This is a genomic window from Paraclostridium benzoelyticum, from assembly GCF_001006285.1.
In the GTDB taxonomy this organism is placed as follows: domain Bacteria; phylum Bacillota; class Clostridia; order Peptostreptococcales; family Peptostreptococcaceae; genus Paraclostridium; species Paraclostridium benzoelyticum.
This window is the reverse complement of sequence record NZ_LBBT01000125.1, coordinates 1-17,388: the sequence shown is the minus strand read 5'-3', so window position 1 is coordinate 17,388 and position 17,388 is coordinate 1. Positions and strand designations below refer to the sequence as shown.

The following is a 17,388-nucleotide window of genomic DNA, read 5'->3' as shown; positions in this document are numbered from 1 at the left end:
ATATAAATGAATTTATTTTAAGCATTTTAATACCAATTATGCTATATAATGACAAGTTGTACTAAAAATAATACTTTTAGATTTTTATATGTTATAAAATAAACAAAGAGTTTTAAAAATCAAATATAAAAGAGCTTTCCACCGATAATACAGCATGTTTTTTATTACATGTACAATTTTGAACCAGTCCAATTCGAAAGCTTAAATTCAGATATTTCAATGTATTCATTGATACTAAAGACTATTTATGTTTTTATAATAGTAAGAATATTTATTATAAAGTATCAACAAATAATTGTTTATTTTTAAACAATCAAATGCTGTTTTTATGTTTAATTGATTAAAAACTTATAATAATTTTATGAATTGTGGTGATAAAAATGATTGAAATTAATAATTTAGATTTTAAGTATAAATCTAATGGAAATTTAATATTTAATGATTTAAATTTAAATATCAAAAAAGGCGAAATGGTATCTATAATTGGTCACAATGGAGTAGGGAAAACTACATTACTAAATTTAATAAATGGATATTTAATTCCTAATAAAGGTCAAATTTGTATAGATAAATCCATAGCAAAAAAAAGATCGGAAATATTCTTTTTATTTGATAGTGGTGGTTTTTACAATGATATGACAGTAAAAGAAAACTTAAACTTCAAGAGATTAGCTCTTGGGCAAAAAACAAAATACAAATGGGATAATGATGAACTAATAGTTAAATTTAAGATGAAGAAACATTTAACCAAATATTGCTATGAATTGTCATCAGGATTAAAAAAGAGATTATCTTTAATTTTAGGAATAATGTCAAATCCAACAATGATATTGCTAGATGAACCAACTAATGCAATAGATCCAGAAACTAAGGTTTTACTCAAAGGACTATTGATGGATTTAAAGAACAATGGAAAAACTATTATTTTAGTTACTCATGATCTACAATTTTCTTACGAGCTTTCGGATCGAACAATCATATTAAATGAAGGTGAAATAGTATGCGACGAGTATGTAAACTATGAATTTGATGATTTTCAAAAAAAATACTTTGAATATACAGAGGAGAATGAGTAAATGAATGCGATTATTTATAGAGAGTTAAAGTGTATTCTTCGACAAAAAAAGAACATAGTATTATCAATGATAATAATTCTTCTTTTGCCAATGATCATAGGAGCAAAAAATTATAGTTTCATAAGCAAGGAAAGTATTATAGTCATGTTTTTAGCAATAATTCCTTCAACTATTTGCTTACAATTTTCTAACTATACTTTATTATGCGATAAAAAAGATAAAATGAATTTATATATATTGTCTAGTGATATAAATAAATATGTATATATGGGATGTAAAGTTCTGATACCAGTAATAGTATCATTTTTATTTGACTTAATCTTGTTAGGATATGAAGTTCTTTTTATAAAAGATGTTCATACGATCAATGAAGTTCATTTATATCTAACTATAGGTTTATTAGCAGCATTATTAGCGTCATGTATAAGTTTTATGTTAATTTATATAGTTAAAGATGAAATGTATTATCAATTATATTGTGTTCTAAGCTTAATTGCTATATTGGTAATTATTATAACTATAGTTAACCCTTACAAAAGTACATTCTACTTTATTTACTCAATAATTTTCACATCTATAATCATATTATTAGCGGTATCTAAGATTATAGACAAAAGAGTTACTAATAATATTAAGGGGTAGAGAGCAGATATGATTTTTAAACAATATATACAAGAGTATTGTATAAAATATATAAATAATAAGGCAATATCATATTATTCTATAGACGAAGGATCTAGAAAAGAATATTCAAAAATAGAAGTTGTTAAGAATGAAGTTGTATATAAAGAGTCTAATTTGATTAACCCGTTAGCATTTTTAGAAAACCATATTAAAGAATTAGAAATGCTATTAAATTATTATAGTAAAGACATATGTAAATATAATGCAAGTATTGTTTGTTATATTAAAGATCACTTGGAAACAGTTACAATTAATGAGAATTTAGATAAAAGGTACTATAATCTTTTAAGACTTGTCATAAAGGTAAATTCCAATATAAATATTATTTTTGAAGAACCTATAAATATAAATGAAATTTCATTTATCAAAATAAAGGCTATGATAGATAACTTTTTTAAAGAAAATCACCACAAAGTAGTTGCAATATATAATAAGCAAAATCTATTAAAAATAGATAGTGTATTTAAAGAAGTAGAGCTAGCACCTATTTCAAGTGGATATTTCTGTCATGAAATAATAGGTCATCTTTTAGAAAATGATATTTTTAACATTAAAAGGGACCAAATTTCTAAAATGGAGTTTCCTAAGCAAATGACTGTAGTAGATGATATAGAGGGTCACCAACATAAAATAGGGTTAAATAAGCTAGATGACCTTGGTAGAGAAATAAAACCATTAACTTTAATAGATTCTAGCAAAATTAATGAAATAATTAGTATAGACAATAAAGATAACTTAAGAAAAAGTGATTTATATGGGTTTGCGAGGAGTCAAGATTATCAGCATACACCTTTATCTAGAATGAGAATGACAATTTTAAAAGGGAATAAATTGATAACTCCATTAAAAGGAGAGTATATCCACGTATCATCGATTACAAATGGAGAGTTTATACCGTATAAATTTACATATAAATTGATAGGAGAGGGTTATATAAAATATAATCAAAATTCTATATTTTACATACCTAACTTAGAAATAGAAGGGAACATAGTAGATATATTAAACAATATATCTGAAATAGGCGATGACTTAACAATCTCATCAAGGTTTTGTGTTAAAAAAAATCAAGTTGTAAGGGTAGGTATTGGAGCTCCAACAATCCATATAACTAATGTGAAGGTAAAAGGAGTAGGCTATGAGCTGTAAAGATTTAATTTCGATATTAAGTAAAGATAATGATATTAAAAAATTTATTTGAACTAAAGTAAATTACTCTATTTTGGAAATTAAAGACATCGATGAAACACAAACTTGTTCAAAAAAAGAATTAAACTATCCGAATTTGATTATTCAATTAGATGAAGGAGTGTACACAACTAATGCAGCCTTTATAAGCAGTGAAGGAACTATTAATTATAAAAATTTAAAGAAATTAAATATAAACAATTTAAAAATTAATGAAAATTCAACTAGCTATTTAGACACAGGTAGGCATATAGAAAATAAAATATTTAATTATGATGAATTTAAGATATTAGATTGGCTAAGTAGAGAAAAAAAAATTATACGAAATAAAATCAATGAAGATTTCAACATAGGTTTTAAATTAATCTATAAACAAAAAATAAATAAAATATCTGAAAATAAGACATGTGTAAATACTCTTATTTCTAAGGATAAGTTAACATGTGAAATATCGATATTTACAAGAAAAACTTATCGTTTTTATAATAATAAAAATATAAAATTATTTTCATCTATAGGAGATGAAATTTATAAAAATTTAATAAAAAATGATGAGAACTTGCAAGAAAAAGAATTGAAAGGCAAGTACATATTAGAAAATAATGTGGTAATTAAACTAATAAATATTATTTTAGAAAGCTTGTCTGGAGAAAGAGTATTAAGCGAACAATCAGCATTTAATGTCAATTTATTAAATAAAAAAGTATTTTCTTCTAAACTTAGTATATTTCAGCAAAAAATAAGCCCTTTAGATCTAGATGATGAAGGAATGCCTATATCAGATGGATACTTAATTAAGGATGGAATTTTAAAAAATTATATAGTTACCTTAGAACAAAGTATTATTTTGAATCAGACAGTATATGGAAACTGTGAAATAAATTCAGAAGGTAAATTACAATCAAAATATAGTTCACTTATAGTATCTACAGATGAGGTAGATGAATATAGCCAAAATATAATTCAAGATATTAAAATACTAGGAATTGATTTTCAAAATATGAACATATCTATTATAGCGAATCATACGATTAATAAATCAAAATTTAAAAGTAAGATAACTACATTAAATTTAATAGAGTTTTTAAATTCAGCAAAAGAAATTAGAGGAAGTAAATCAAGCGTTGATGATATATTAGTAGGAAATTTTATATATGAATTTTAGCGAATACATGTTAATAAGGAGGGGATAAAAATGTTATGACATTAAACAATTTTATCTAAAAAATTAAAAATTATTTAATACATAGGAGGTAACAAAATGGAAAAACCAATGTTATTTAAAGCAGAATTAGGAGTATGTGTAGCTCAACCTGAATTAGCGGTTATAGGATTTACAGAAGGGTTAGCAGCTCTTACAGCAATATGTGGAGCTCTTGCAATTGTAGCAGGCTAAAAATAGGTGTTTTGAAATTAGAGAGGGAATATATTGTAATGATGTATTACTCTCTACTAACTTCTTTAAAAGGCAGCTATTTTTTATATGGAGGAAAATATGTATATTTCACTAGTAGAAAATAATTATATAAAATTACAGCCAGACTGCAATTTTATATCAGTAGCAATAAAAGGAATTAGAAAAGAGTTTGGAATAAATCAAAGTGCTCAAGATATATTAGAATTATGTAATGGAACTAACTCTCAAGAAGATATAATTGATAAGTTATGTAAAAAGTATAATGAGAATTATGACACTGTAAAAAATTTTGTAAGTCAATTTATTTTGCAATTAGAAGATGGTAATGTAGTATCTTACAATAACAATAAGAATTTAACTCCTTGCAAGATAAAAGGAAGTAAACAATATTACACTCCAGAAGTTGTTGTTTTAGAGTTGACTCATAATTGCCCATTAAAATGTAAGCATTGTTATTTAAATGCAGGAGTTGGAGACTCAATGAATTATAAAACTTTAATGAACGTTTTGGAACAAATGATAGATCAAGGGGTTCAATGTTTTCAGCTAACAGGAGGAGAACCATTTTTATATGAGCATATAGATAAGGTTATAGATTATTTAGTTAGTAAAGAAGTAAAGGTTCAGGTAACGACAAGTGGATATATTTTAAATGATAAAATTTTAAAATGTATTGATAAGTTAGAAAATGTTAATGGACTTATACAAATTAGTATTGATGGATTTAATGAATCACATAACTTTATAAGAGGAAAATCAGATTCATTTGAAAAAACTATAAAATTTTTAGAAGTTATTAAAAATAAGAACGTTCAATTGGTTGTAGCTACTTGCATAGCAGAGCAAGATTTCAAGGAAATAGAAGAGTTATGCATCTACTTAAAGGATAAAGGAGTAGATTTACATAGAATTGGATGGGTGTCTGAACAAGGAAGAGCCAACGAAAATAATATTAAATCTAACTTTGGACCAAATGAAATACATTTACTTATAACAAAACTAAAAGATAAATATGAAGATGAAAAATTTAAAGTAGGCGCATTTGAAGATCATAATTCTAACAACAACCTAAATTGTGGATTAGGCTATAGGATTTTAAAAGTTAATCCATCATTTAAGTTATCTCCATGCCCTATGATTAGCAAAGAGATAGGCGATATAAATAATGAGTCATTAGAATCGATTTATATAAGAAATTCTAAGATCTTTCCTAGCTTGAAAAGTGCAGAGGAGAAGTTGTGCAAAGGATGTGAACTTATTGATAAATGCAAAGATTGTATTGCAGAATCAATAGTTAACTATAAGAATGTAGATAAGTGCCATTGGTATTATTCTGAAGGCATTAAAATACCTTAGATTAAGGAGATACATATGAAAAAGGAAAATATGCTATATACCTTTAAAATTATAAGAATTGTTGTATTGGTGTATTTAATATTCCAGTACTATAACACTAAAGAGATTGAATACTTAATATTTTCAATTCCATTTTTTATAGGTATTTTTATAACTTATATACAAAAATTTAATAATATTAAAAAGTGTAAATGAATGGGTCTTATGTTTAGATCCATTCATTTACACTTTTTTAATCATAGTATAATTTGTAGTTCATAATATCTTATATATTAGATATTTGTAAGTTTATTTATGTTATAATAATAAATGGAAATTACAATCTAAGAGTGACTGTTTCTATACGAAGGATAAAACCTACTTCCAATAGGAAGGAGGTGGAAGTATGGAAATTTTAAGATTATTTTTAAACAATTCCGACGCTATATTTTTTAGCATAGTCGGATGTTTTATTTATGATAAGTTAAAAAGTCACTCTAACGGCAATAAGAGTGACCTAAATAAATAGATATTTTATTTACATAGAAACTTCGCTCTATACCACTAGATTGTAGTTTCTTTTTTTAACTATTCTAGATTAGATATTCCATCACGCCCAGAGTAAAAAACTTCTCCAGTATACATATGAACGGCAAAAGCATCTCCCCCATCATATACAATTTGGTAATAATCTCCTTCTAATGTGTTAATGACGCTACCAGGAGATTCAAATTCACGAAAATTTAGTTCTTTAAGTCTTTTATCACATAGAACAATCGCTTCGCTTTCTGATATCTTCTTTCTTTCTGTTGTATCTTCATTCTCTTTGATTGTAGGCTCAGAATCGCTAATACTTTTATTGTTTGCGATATGTGTATCAATATCTATCAATTTGCCTATATTAGCAGAGTCTTCATAGTATATTGATCCATCACTTTCTTTAACGCAGTATCTGTAATCAGCAGCTATTCCATCTATCATGTAATACACATATATGTATCTAACTCCATTGTATTTACCGCCTGAAGGCATACCAGGTGTATTTTTTCCTAAAGTAAGATAGTCAGTATTTTTAAAGCCTGATAACTTGTCTTTGCATAATTGTAATGCTTTTTCTGATGATATAATGTTTTCATCAGAACTTTTGCTAGTTTGAACTGATCCAAAAGTTTTAGTGAACAACTCTTTTGTTAATCCTAAATCATCCAAGTTTTTATCTTGAACATAATCAGGATTAACTTTAGCTATAGCTTTTTCACTCTCTTCTGTAGTTAGTATATTTAAACTTTTAGATAGCCCTGTAGGTTCAACATTTGGTGACTCTACAAGAGTTACAGATGTATCATTTGTTTTTTCTATTTTAAATTTAGATTTAATTATAATTTCAGGGGAACCATGTTCATTACTTTCAAGTTCGAATAAAACAGTATTTGTATCAGTGGATGTTTTTTTAATTTTATTTACATCCGCTTCATATGGGTATAATGCTACTACTTCATCTTTATTGAAACAGGATACTGTACCTATTTTGCTATCAACGCTATCATCATATAAGTACTTACCTTCTAATAATTTTGCTAATGTTTCTTCTTTATTTTTTGTAACCTCTCCAGTGTTTACTTCTTTTACAACCTCATCTTTACTAATTTTTTTAGTTTTAGATATTGGCCTAAGAACTAGAGTACATCCAACTATTACAGCAACTACTCCTAGTGCTATTAAAATTCCTTTTCTGCGATTCATTATAAATCCCCCGTTTCTTTTTATTGTGAAATTTGATTCACAAAAAAGTGACGTTTCGCAATCTTAAAAATAACTACAAAAGATATTATACATATATAGTTTATCTAAATTTGTAATAATTTGTAGCCTACAAATAAAAAAATAATGCCTTGTTAAATTAACTAGAATTTAGCAAGACATTTTTTAAAAATAAATTAACTAAAAGAGGATGTTATTGATTTATATTTTGTTTGCAATATTTACATACTGTAGCATCTTTTAATATACGTTCATTACAATAAGGGCATGTAATTTCATTCTTGTATTTTGAGCATATTAAAAAAGTATAAATAAGTGCGACAGGCAGTGCTAATAAAAGACCTAGCAAAATACCGCATATCCCACAAACTATAAGAGCTTGTGTAGCCATTTTTATTTGATCTTTATTTTTACCTATGAAATATGGTATTAATCCTGCTATGATACCTGCTAAACCTCCAACGATAACAGTTTGTAGAAAGTCCATCATAATTTCCCCCTTATACATATGAATTGTATATATAAATTGTATGACGCAGCTTTTTTAAAAATACATGAGGACAAATTGTAATAAAGTTTCTAATACAATTAATTTTATATTTTCTTGTTTTTAAAATCCAATCTAAAGATACTTAATCTCTAGTCGTACAATACTATTTATAATAAATTAATTAAATAAAATAACATTGTATGAATTTAATATAATTACAATTAAGATTTTTAGAATTTGTAAATATTTACAAATAATTTACAATATATGGTAATATTATTTTTAAGATTTAAAAATAAAATATAAAAAAAGCTAGGAATATAAGTTTGGCGGCTTATTCCTAGCTTTTGATAGAACACTCTAGATAAGAGCGTACTAAAAATGTTATTACTACAATGATTAATATATCATAAATAGTTTTAAGTATCAACAATACGACTATATAACTATAAGGAAATCTCATTATCTTAGTTCTATCTTAAGGTAATGAGATATTTTTATTTTAGGGGAAAATATATTGCCATTAGATAGGGAGGAAGACATTATGAAAATCAAAATAGCTATTTGTGATGATGAATATATTCATAGGGAAATTTTATTACAATATATAGGTAAATTGTTTTCTAAGGATATTTATGAAATATCAGAATTTAATAGTGGGGAGGATTTATTAGCAAATTACCCTAATGGTTTGGACATACTTTTATTGGATGTTCAAATGTTAGGTATAAACGGCATCGAAACTGCTAAAAAAATAAGATTATTTGATACAAAAGTAACAATTGTTTTTACGACTGCAATTTCAGATTTCATGCAAGAGGGTTACGAAGTAAGAGCCTTTAGATATTTATTAAAGCCTATAAATTATATTGATTTTTCAAAACATTTGATTCAATGCAAAAATGAAGTCTTAAAAAATAAAGAAAAATATATATCAATAAAAGAAATTGATGAAGGAAAAACAATTATTATTCCTATAAATTCTATTTTATATATAGAAGTGGAATGCAGAGTTGCATTAATACATACAGATACTGAAATATATAAAACAAGAGAAAGTATAAAAAATTTAGAATTACAACTAACAGAATATTCATTTTTTAGGTGTCATAGAGCATACTTAATAAACTTATTTAAAGTTAACGCTATTGATAAAAACTCTGTTTTTATAAAAGGTAATGAAATACTAGTCAGTAGGTATAAAATTAAAGATTTGAAAAGTAAAATAACAGATATATTAGGAAGTTTAATATGATTGATATAAATAACTATTTTTCTGCTTTATTAGACTTAATTACCGGGTTTGTATATTTACTTTTATTTAAATCTATAGTTGATAATTTTAGTTCTAAAAAGTTTAATAATAAAATTATCCATACATGCATTTTTATTATTTCAATGTTTATATTTATATTTCAATTTGAAAGTTCAACAATACTTATATCATTATGTATTGTTTTTTATAAATTTAATTATAATCAAAACCTTTTAATATGTGTTTTGATTAGTTTATTATATTGGTTTATTTTATATACCCCAATTGAGTATATTAGTGTGGATGCTATTTTTTATATAAATTACAATGATTTAATTCAAGATTTTGCTAGAAATTATACAGTAGCTGATACTGAAAGTATGATAACTCAAAATATACTTATGCTGTCTATGTTTCAGATATGTATCCAAATAAATAAATTTAAGAATTGCGAAAATACATATAAAAAAATAAATTATATATCTATATGTATTCCTATTTTAATAAATATAATAATGGCAATCGTGCTCTTTAGAATAATTGCAATAGATAAAGTTATCGCAAAATTTCACATTATCATTTTGATAATTATACCTATATTAGTTCTAATTTCTAAAGCTTATAACTTTTATATGATCAAAAAATATATCTATAGCCATAAGTTAGATTATGAAAATAAAATGATTAAAGATAACGTACTTAAAGAGCAAAATTACTACAAAAAAATAAATGAAGAAAAAGATAAGGTTAGGTCTTTGCATCATGATATTAAAAATCACATTATTTGTATAAAAACCTTATGTGAAGATGAAAAAACAGATGAAATTTTAGAGTATATAAATAGTATGGAAATTAATATAAATGCTTATAGAAAATTAAGTAAAGATTTCAATACAGGAAATATGATACTAGATTCCATTTTAAGGGAGAAAAAATTAATTTGTATTGAAAAAGGTATAGATTTTTATGTGGATATGGATTTTTCTAAAAGTTCTTTTATTGAAATGATTGATATATGCACCATATTTTCAAACTTAATAGATAATGCAATTGATGCTTGTAATAAGATACAAGACTCTACTATTCCTAAAAAAATAATATTGAGAAGCAAGTATATAGATGAGTTTTGCATTATTTTAGTTGAAAATACTAAAATAAATGAAATAAAAAAAAGTAAAAACTTATTTTTAACTAGTAAAAAAAATTCCTATATGCATGGAATAGGCCTGAATAATGTAAAGAAATCAGTTGAAAAGTATTTTGGTGAGATAGTTTTGAATTATTCTAAGAATGCTTTTACAGTTAAAATTATGATTCCTTATGAAAAAGAGTATTAATAACTGTTTAGTTATTAATACTCTTTAGTTATATAATCTATAATAGTCAAAAAGTAAGCTATAAAAAATTTATAGCTTACAAAAAAGTTAATATCAATGTTGTTATTGTATTTCTTAAAGCATGAATTGTCATTACCATTAAAAAAGGATGATAATTCTTTTTTTCGTATAGTATATATGTATAAGCTAGAAATATCCCCATAATGAAACTATAAAAAATATAAAGCACATTATAATAATGAGATAATGAAAATGCTATAGCTGAAATAATTATAACTAAACAATTATTTCCTTTAATTTTTTTTATAGATTTAATAATCCCTATTGCTAAATATTGAAAAATGAAAGTTTCTATAAATGGTATAATTAAAGAACCATTTATCAATTTGCCAATGAAAGAAGCGTTTATTAGAAACTGTGTTCCGCCTATATCATAATTCTGAAAAAATGGTATCAATGGTATGTAAATTATGTATGAAAGAAGCAACATAACAACGATATATTTTTTTTCAGATAAACTATACAAATAGTTATTTATATAATTTAATATTCCCATTATTTCCTAAAGTTTTTAGCAAGTCTCTCTCCAGATTTCCATTTAGAACCATAAGCTCTACGGGCAATTTTTTTACTATGAGCACTAGGATGTATTGTACCTTCAGCTACATAGTCTACAACTTTACCTGTAAAATAACCTTTCCAAAAACCTTCTCCTCCGCTTATTTCAGATAATTGATCTAATTTTAATTCCTGCATAATGCAACCCCCTTGATTTAATTCAAATTAATAGTAACATGAAAAACCTAATAAATTACAAAAAATGACTGAATAGTATAATTTTCGCACTGAATAGTTCTTAATATACTATTCAGTATCGAAATTATACTATTCAACCAAAATATATTTACTTTTCTTGAAAAAATATATATAGTCGCAATATCTGACAGTATCTATTAAGGGAGGAAAATGGTGAAAAAATACTATTGCATAAAGCAACATGATTACAAAGATTGTGGATGTGCATGCCTAGCGACTATATGTAAGACATATGGGCTTAAATATCCTATATCTAAAATAAGAGAGGTTGCAGGAACTGATAAAGATGGGACAAGCGCTTTAGGAGTTATAAAAGCTGCTGAAAAATTAGGGTTTTCAGCCAAAGGTGTTAAGGCTAATAAACCTGAAGATATTTTTAGCGAAATACCTCTTCCAGCTATAGCTCATGTTGTAATTGATAATACAATGCTTCATTATGTTGTGATACATAAAATAAGTGAAAAAGAAATTATTGTTGCTGACCCAGCTAAAGGGATAGTTAAATATAAACCAATTGAATTTTTTAATATATGGACAGGGGTTTTAATAATACTTACACCTACATCAGATTTTAAAAAAGGTAATGAAGTTAAAGGTGTATTTACTAGATTTTTTGATTTATTAAAACCTCAAAAAGGACTATTAATAAATATATTTTTTGCATCTATATTAATAACTATATTTGGAATAATAGGGTCTTTTTATTTTAAATTTTTATTAGATGATATAGTCCCTAACAATTTAAAACAGTCATTAACGATTTTTTCTATTGGATTTATAGTATTAGCTATATTTAAAGTTATAATGGAAGCGTTTAGAACTCATTTGCTTATTCATTTAGGTCAAAAGTTAGATATTCCACTTATGCTCGGATATTATGAGCATGTTATTAATTTACCAATGAATTTCTTTGGAACAAGAGAAGTAGGAGAAATTATATCTAGATTTAATGATGCATCTAACATAAGGCAAGCTATATCAGGAGTTGCTCTTACTATGATGATAGATGTTTTCATGGTTTTAATAGGGGGAGGAATATTATATTCTCAAAGTCCTTCTTTATTTGGACTAACTATAATTCCGCTAGTGATATATGGAATAATTGTATACTCATTTAAAAGCAGTATAGAAAAGGTGAATAGAGAAACTATGGAGAAAAATTCTAAATTGACTTCATATCTAATAGAGTCTTTAAATGGGATAGAAACAATAAAAGCTTTTAATTCAGAAAGAGAAGTTAACTTAGAAACGGAAAAAAGATTTATAAAGTTTATTAAAGCTATTTTCAAAAATGAGCGTATAAATAATCTGCAAGTAACATTTAAACGCTTGGTGGAAAGTATATTTGCAATAATTGTTCTTTGGATTGGATCTACTCAAGTATTAAATGGAAGTATTTCATTTGGGGAGTTATTAACATTTAATGCATTATTAGCATATTTTTTAGATCCAATAGAAAATATAATAAACTTACAGCCTACTGTTCAAACCGCACTTGTTGCAGCAGAAAGATTAAGTGAAATACTAGACTTAGAACTTGAAAAATCAGAACAGGAAGATAAAAAAATAAAACCTAAATCATTAAAAGGAAATATAGAATTTAAAAATGTTGATTTTAGATATGGGACTAGAAATCTTATTTTAAAAAATATAAATCTGTCTATTAAAAAAGGGGAGAGAATAGCTTTAGTTGGAGAAAGTGGTTCTGGAAAAACTACTTTAGCTAAACTACTACTTAACTTTTATCAATGTGAAAAAGGAGAAATTTTAGTAAATAATTATAATTTATTAGATATAAATGTTGAGTCATTAAGAGATAAAATTGCTTATATTTCACAAGAAACATTTTTATTTAATGGAACTATATTAGAAAACTTGATGCTCGGAAATCCTTATTTAACATATGAAGAAGTTATAGATGCTTGTGAAAAAGCTCAAATTCATGGATTTATAAACTCCTTGCCTCTAAGGTATAACACACTTGTTGAAGAAAATGGATCTAACTTCTCTGGAGGGCAAAAACAAAGATTATCAATAGCTAGAGCTATCCTTAGAAAGCCAGAAATACTCATAATGGATGAAGCTACAAGTAATCTTGATTCTATAACAGAAAAAGCTATAGAAAGAACTATTCATGACTTCAGCGAAGGAATGACAACTATTATAATAGCTCATAGATTAAGTACTATTATGAGATGTGATAATATTTATATTTTGGAAAAAGGTGAAATTAAAGAAAAAGGAAATCATAAGGATTTGCTAGATAACAAAGGCAGATATTATAAACTATGGAAAGAACAACTTCCTGAAATAAATAATATTGAAAAAACTCAAGTTAAGGAGGTTGTTGGTGTTGAAGTTTAAAATAGAAGATATAAATAATTTAAGCGATAGCAGACAAATTCTAGAATCTAAACCAAATAAGTATATAACTATGTTTATTTATATTTTATTATTGCTAATACTAATATTTTTTACTTGGGCTTGGTTTAGTGAAAAAGAAATAGTCGTGAAAGCATCAGGTGTAGTAAGACCAAATAGCGAGATTAAAACTATCTCCAACATTGTTCAAGGTGAAGTTAAAAGTGTAAAAATGAAAAATGGAGAAACTGTATCAAAAGGAGATATATTATTTGAAGTTGACTCTAATGACTTAAAAGAAGAAAAAAAACAAATAGATGATCAGATAGAGAAAATAGATAAAGAAAACAAAAATTTAAATAAACTTAATAAGGCTATATCTTCTAATACAAACTATTTTACAAATAATGATGAAGAAAAAGAATATTATTACAAGTTTAAAAGTTATGAATCTGGAAATAAAGTTTCTTTATCTGAGAAAAATTCAATATCTAAATCAAAAGACACTCTTAGTAATGAAAAAAGTAATTTAGAAAAATTTAATAAATCTATTGTTGAAGAAAAGAATTATAATGATCCGAACTCATCATATAGTGCTCAATATGAAAGTTATATTAGCTCAAAAAATATGATTCAAAATAAAATTGATCAACTAAAGAATTCTAAGAATAGTCTAAGTCAACAAATTGAATCAGACAATAAAAAAACTAATGATATACCTCAAGATGATACTCAACAATTAGACTTAATTAAAGCTAGTGTAGATGAGAAGCAAACACAAATTAGTCAAATAGATTTAGAAATTAAAAATAGCAATGAGGAATTAGAAAAACTTAAAAATGATACAATAGCTCAAGTTAAAGACAGTATAAGCAAAGCAGATCAAAATTTAGATACTTTAGATAGTAATTTAAAAAGCTTAGATGAGTCAGCGAACATCAATAAAGATCAGAATAAATCAGTTACTTTATCACAAATAGAAGAAAAAATAAATTTAAATAAAGATGAAAAGAAAAAATTAGAAAAAGGTAAAAAACAAATAGAACAAAGTATAGATAAGTGTATTGTTAAAGCTAATTCTAATGGAAAAATAAAAGTAAATTTAAACTTGCAACCGGTAGTAGTTTTACAGCCAGGGACTATGATTGCGGATGTGGTTCCAAATTCAACTAACTTTAAAGTAGATTTAGTTATACAAACTAAAGATGTAGCTAACATAGCAGAAGGCTCTAAGATAAAGTATAGCTTTGAATCTCTACCATATAGAGAATATGGATTTTTAGAAGGAAAATTAGAGAGTATAAGTCCTGATTCAAATGTGAATATCGAAACTGGAGTTTCGTGTTTTATAGGTGAAGGGAGTTTAAATTCAAATGCACTACATAGTAATAAGGGTGAAAAAAGCTCTATAAAGCCAGGAATGGTATGTGAAGCAAAAATTATAACAAGAAGTGAAAAAATGCTTTATTATCTTTTAGAGCAAATTGGATTAAAATGATTTATAGTTATATTTAAATAGAAATAAATATATTTAGATCTGTACTGGTAATTTAGTTATATAGTGAATTTAGTAAAACTGGCTATATGATCTTAAATTTAATACAGATTTTAATTAGTATAAGATAAATAATAAAAAGGGGGGTGCTGTATTGTATGATTTCAAATAAGTTAAAATTGATATTAAAAGGTATATTCCTAGGATTATTTTTATGGTCATGTATATTAGGGGGCAAAAGTTCAATTAATCTTATTAGTATATTTATATTTGCAATAGGTATAAAAAGTTTTATTAATACATTAGTTAATAAAAATAAATAAAATAAAATTTTAAATAGAAAGGATTAAACAATATGGACATTGTTAAAAAATATAAAGCACCAATGATACTAGGTATATCAAGTTTAATAGCATGGATTATACCGGCAATAGGATTAATAGTAAGTATCGCTGGTATAATAATTTCATCTAAAAGATTAAAAGAAGATAATTGTAAGGCTTACAAAATAGGACGTATATTAAGTATAGTAGGTATTGTTTTATCAGTAGCATACTTTGCTATTTTATACTACATACAAGTTAGTTTAATGGTTTAAGGTAATGATTATGAAAAAATTTTTAAAATCGTTAGGAATATGTGTAGGATTATTCGTAATAAGTTCTCTTATCGGTGGTATTGTATCATTAATATTTGCTACATTCCTTGGAAATTCTAATGAGTTTAGCAAATATCTATATGTAATGATTTTTATATCAGATATTCTTACATTAATTTTAGTTCATTTTATACTTTTAAATTATGATAAAAAGCTATTAAGTAAAACTACTTTTAAAAAAATACAAGCAAATGAAGCAATAAATATTAGCTTGCTTGGAGTTGGAATTAGTGTTGTTGTGTCAATTCTAACTGTTATATTGCAGATATTCATTCCAAGTTATACAAATGTACAAGATCAATTAATGTCTACACATAGTTCTGTATTTCAATTGGTTATAGTTATACTGTTAATCCCTATATATGAAGAAATACTATTTAGGTATGTTATATTTGGATATTTGAAGGAAAATTATAATACAGTGTGTGCTGTAATTGGACAAGCATTAGTTTTTGGATTTTTCCATTTAAATATTGTTCAAGGAATATATACTTTTTTATTAGGAATAGCGTTGGCACTGGTATATATGTATTCTGAGTCATTAGTTGGAAGTATAATTTTACATATTGTTTTTAATTTATTTGGAATATTAATAATCCCTACACTAGCAGCTAGTAGTCCTGTTATGCAATATATAGTAATCATATTTGGAATAGTGAGTTTGGTTATTTCAATTTTAAAGATACTAAAAAAATATGAATATGCATTATATAAATAATTACTTTTAAAACTTTTATTATTGTACAGCCTTTATAAAGCAAGGAATACTATATAAAGAACAAATTCTAATAGAAAATAAAAAATGACATTTAAAAGTAAATAAAGTATCTTAAGGAGAATTTTTATGAATAAATTAGAGGCAGTAGGATTATTTATAATATTAGAATTACTATTTAATATTACCGTATTTATTGTTAATATGATTTGGGGAATTTTTTTTGAAAATAACAATCAAATATACACTATAGCAGGCTTATCAGATTGCATTACATTACTCTTATTGTGGTTATTTACATATACAAAGAAAAAAAGTTTAATTAATAACGGAGCTTTGAGAAAAATTAGTTTTAAAAAAATAATATATATTAGTTTAATTGGACTAATCGGAAGTATATTTGTATCTCAATTAACATCAATATTAATACATATATTCCCAAGCTATATAGAAATAAAGAGACAAGCGTCAAATGCTATTTATTCATTCCCACAATTATTTTCTATTATAATAATAGGTCCTATATACGAAGAAATAATATTTAGAGAATACATACTTGGACATATGAAGTATGATAATAATTTAGTTGGATCTATTATTTTACAAGCAATACTTTTTGGATTAGCTCATGGGAATCCTGTCCAATTTATATATACATCTTTAATTGGAATAGTATTTGCTTTAATATATTTACATTATGAATCCATTCTAGGAAGCATAACTGCTCATATTGTATACAATTTTTCTGCAGCATTTATAACTCCATATTTAAATATTAGTAAATCTATTTCTTATATAAT

The 17,388-nt window shown here is 25.1% G+C and carries 19 protein-coding genes; 15 read left to right on the top strand and 4 right to left on the bottom strand.

Features of this window, described 5'->3' with window-relative positions; genetic code table 11:
• Positions 1-380 precede the first annotated feature (380 nt).
• The 7 genes from VN21_RS05375 to VN21_RS19215 all read left to right on the top strand — a co-directional run bounded on the left by VN21_RS05375 (position 381) and on the right by VN21_RS19215 (position 6,229).
• Entirely contained in the window at positions 381-1,076 is a 696-nt protein-coding gene (locus VN21_RS05375; protein ID WP_046822399.1) for an ATP-binding cassette domain-containing protein, read from the top strand.
• On the top strand, positions 1,077-1,718 hold the full coding sequence (locus VN21_RS05370) for a hypothetical protein (RefSeq protein ID WP_046822398.1): 642 nt from the start codon (positions 1,077-1,079) through the stop codon (positions 1,716-1,718).
• A 9-nt stretch (positions 1,719-1,727) separates the two neighbouring features.
• Positions 1,728-2,909, top strand: a complete 1,182-nt coding sequence (locus tag VN21_RS05365; protein ID WP_046822397.1) for a metallopeptidase TldD-related protein — start codon at positions 1,728-1,730, stop codon at positions 2,907-2,909.
• Positions 2,910-2,982: 73 nt separating this feature from the next.
• Positions 2,983-4,113, top strand: coding sequence for a metallopeptidase TldD-related protein (locus tag VN21_RS05360; protein WP_046822396.1), 1,131 nt, complete (start codon positions 2,983-2,985; stop codon positions 4,111-4,113).
• Between the two features lie 96 nt (positions 4,114-4,209).
• Positions 4,210-4,344, top strand: coding sequence for a hypothetical protein (locus VN21_RS19220; RefSeq protein ID WP_264303190.1), 135 nt, complete (start codon positions 4,210-4,212; stop codon positions 4,342-4,344).
• 99 nt (positions 4,345-4,443) lie between these two features.
• Complete coding sequence (locus tag VN21_RS05355) at positions 4,444-5,721, top strand: PqqD family peptide modification chaperone (RefSeq protein ID WP_046822395.1); 1,278 nt, start codon at positions 4,444-4,446, stop codon at positions 5,719-5,721.
• Between the two features lie 385 nt (positions 5,722-6,106).
• Positions 6,107-6,229 (top strand): hypothetical protein, encoded by a 123-nt coding sequence (locus VN21_RS19215; RefSeq protein ID WP_257440349.1) that lies wholly within the window; start codon positions 6,107-6,109, stop codon positions 6,227-6,229.
• A gap of 59 nt (positions 6,230-6,288) precedes the next feature.
• Here the strand turns inward: VN21_RS19215 and VN21_RS05345 are convergent, their stop codons facing one another.
• The gene (locus VN21_RS05345) at positions 6,289-7,443 is read right to left on the bottom strand and encodes a hypothetical protein (RefSeq protein WP_046822394.1); all 1,155 of its coding nucleotides are present in this window, start codon (positions 7,441-7,443) and stop codon (positions 6,289-6,291) included.
• Positions 7,444-7,654: 211 nt separating this feature from the next.
• Positions 7,655-7,948 carry a hypothetical protein gene (locus VN21_RS05340; RefSeq protein ID WP_046822393.1) on the bottom strand — a complete coding sequence of 98 codons (294 nt, stop codon included), beginning with the start codon at positions 7,946-7,948 and terminating at the stop codon, positions 7,655-7,657.
• Positions 7,949-8,495: 547 nt separating this feature from the next.
• Here VN21_RS05340 and VN21_RS05335 point away from each other — a divergent pair.
• Together VN21_RS05335 and VN21_RS05330 are read left to right on the top strand one after the other, a co-directional pair.
• Positions 8,496-9,206, top strand: coding sequence for a LytR/AlgR family response regulator transcription factor (locus tag VN21_RS05335; RefSeq protein ID WP_046822392.1), 711 nt, complete (start codon positions 8,496-8,498; stop codon positions 9,204-9,206).
• Positions 9,207-9,505: 299 nt separating this feature from the next.
• Positions 9,506-10,543, top strand: a complete 1,038-nt coding sequence (locus VN21_RS05330) for a sensor histidine kinase (protein WP_161794380.1) — start codon at positions 9,506-9,508, stop codon at positions 10,541-10,543.
• A 76-nt stretch (positions 10,544-10,619) separates the two neighbouring features.
• On the opposite strand, the gene VN21_RS19460 is transcribed toward VN21_RS05330, so the two are convergent.
• A complete protein-coding gene (locus tag VN21_RS19460) occupies positions 10,620-11,033 on the bottom strand; it encodes a CPBP family glutamic-type intramembrane protease (RefSeq protein WP_226896675.1) in 414 nt (137 codons plus the stop codon).
• Between the two features lie 65 nt (positions 11,034-11,098).
• Positions 11,099-11,299 (bottom strand): hypothetical protein, encoded by a 201-nt coding sequence (locus tag VN21_RS05320; protein ID WP_046822389.1) that lies wholly within the window; start codon positions 11,297-11,299, stop codon positions 11,099-11,101.
• A 210-nt stretch (positions 11,300-11,509) separates the two neighbouring features.
• On the opposite strand from VN21_RS05320, the gene VN21_RS05315 reads away from it, so the two are divergent.
• From VN21_RS05315 to VN21_RS05295, 6 genes are all read left to right on the top strand, one after another.
• Positions 11,510-13,723: a peptidase domain-containing ABC transporter gene (locus tag VN21_RS05315; RefSeq protein ID WP_046822388.1), complete on the top strand. Its 2,214-nt coding sequence runs from the start codon at positions 11,510-11,512 to the stop codon at positions 13,721-13,723.
• Positions 13,713-15,218 carry an HlyD family efflux transporter periplasmic adaptor subunit gene (locus VN21_RS05310; RefSeq protein ID WP_046822387.1) on the top strand — a complete coding sequence of 502 codons (1,506 nt, stop codon included), beginning with the start codon at positions 13,713-13,715 and terminating at the stop codon, positions 15,216-15,218. Before VN21_RS05315 ends, VN21_RS05310 begins: the two co-directional genes overlap by 11 nt.
• Positions 15,219-15,373: 155 nt before the next feature.
• Entirely contained in the window at positions 15,374-15,538 is a 165-nt protein-coding gene (locus VN21_RS18620; RefSeq protein ID WP_161794379.1) for a hypothetical protein, read from the top strand.
• Between the two features lie 32 nt (positions 15,539-15,570).
• Positions 15,571-15,813 (top strand): hypothetical protein, encoded by a 243-nt coding sequence (locus VN21_RS05305; protein WP_046822386.1) that lies wholly within the window; start codon positions 15,571-15,573, stop codon positions 15,811-15,813.
• 10 nt (positions 15,814-15,823) lie between these two features.
• Positions 15,824-16,591 (top strand): CPBP family intramembrane glutamic endopeptidase, encoded by a 768-nt coding sequence (locus VN21_RS05300; protein WP_046822385.1) that lies wholly within the window; start codon positions 15,824-15,826, stop codon positions 16,589-16,591.
• Positions 16,592-16,717: 126 nt separating this feature from the next.
• On the top strand, positions 16,718-17,388 hold a 671-nt coding region (locus VN21_RS05295; protein ID WP_046822384.1), incomplete at its 3' end, for a CPBP family intramembrane glutamic endopeptidase.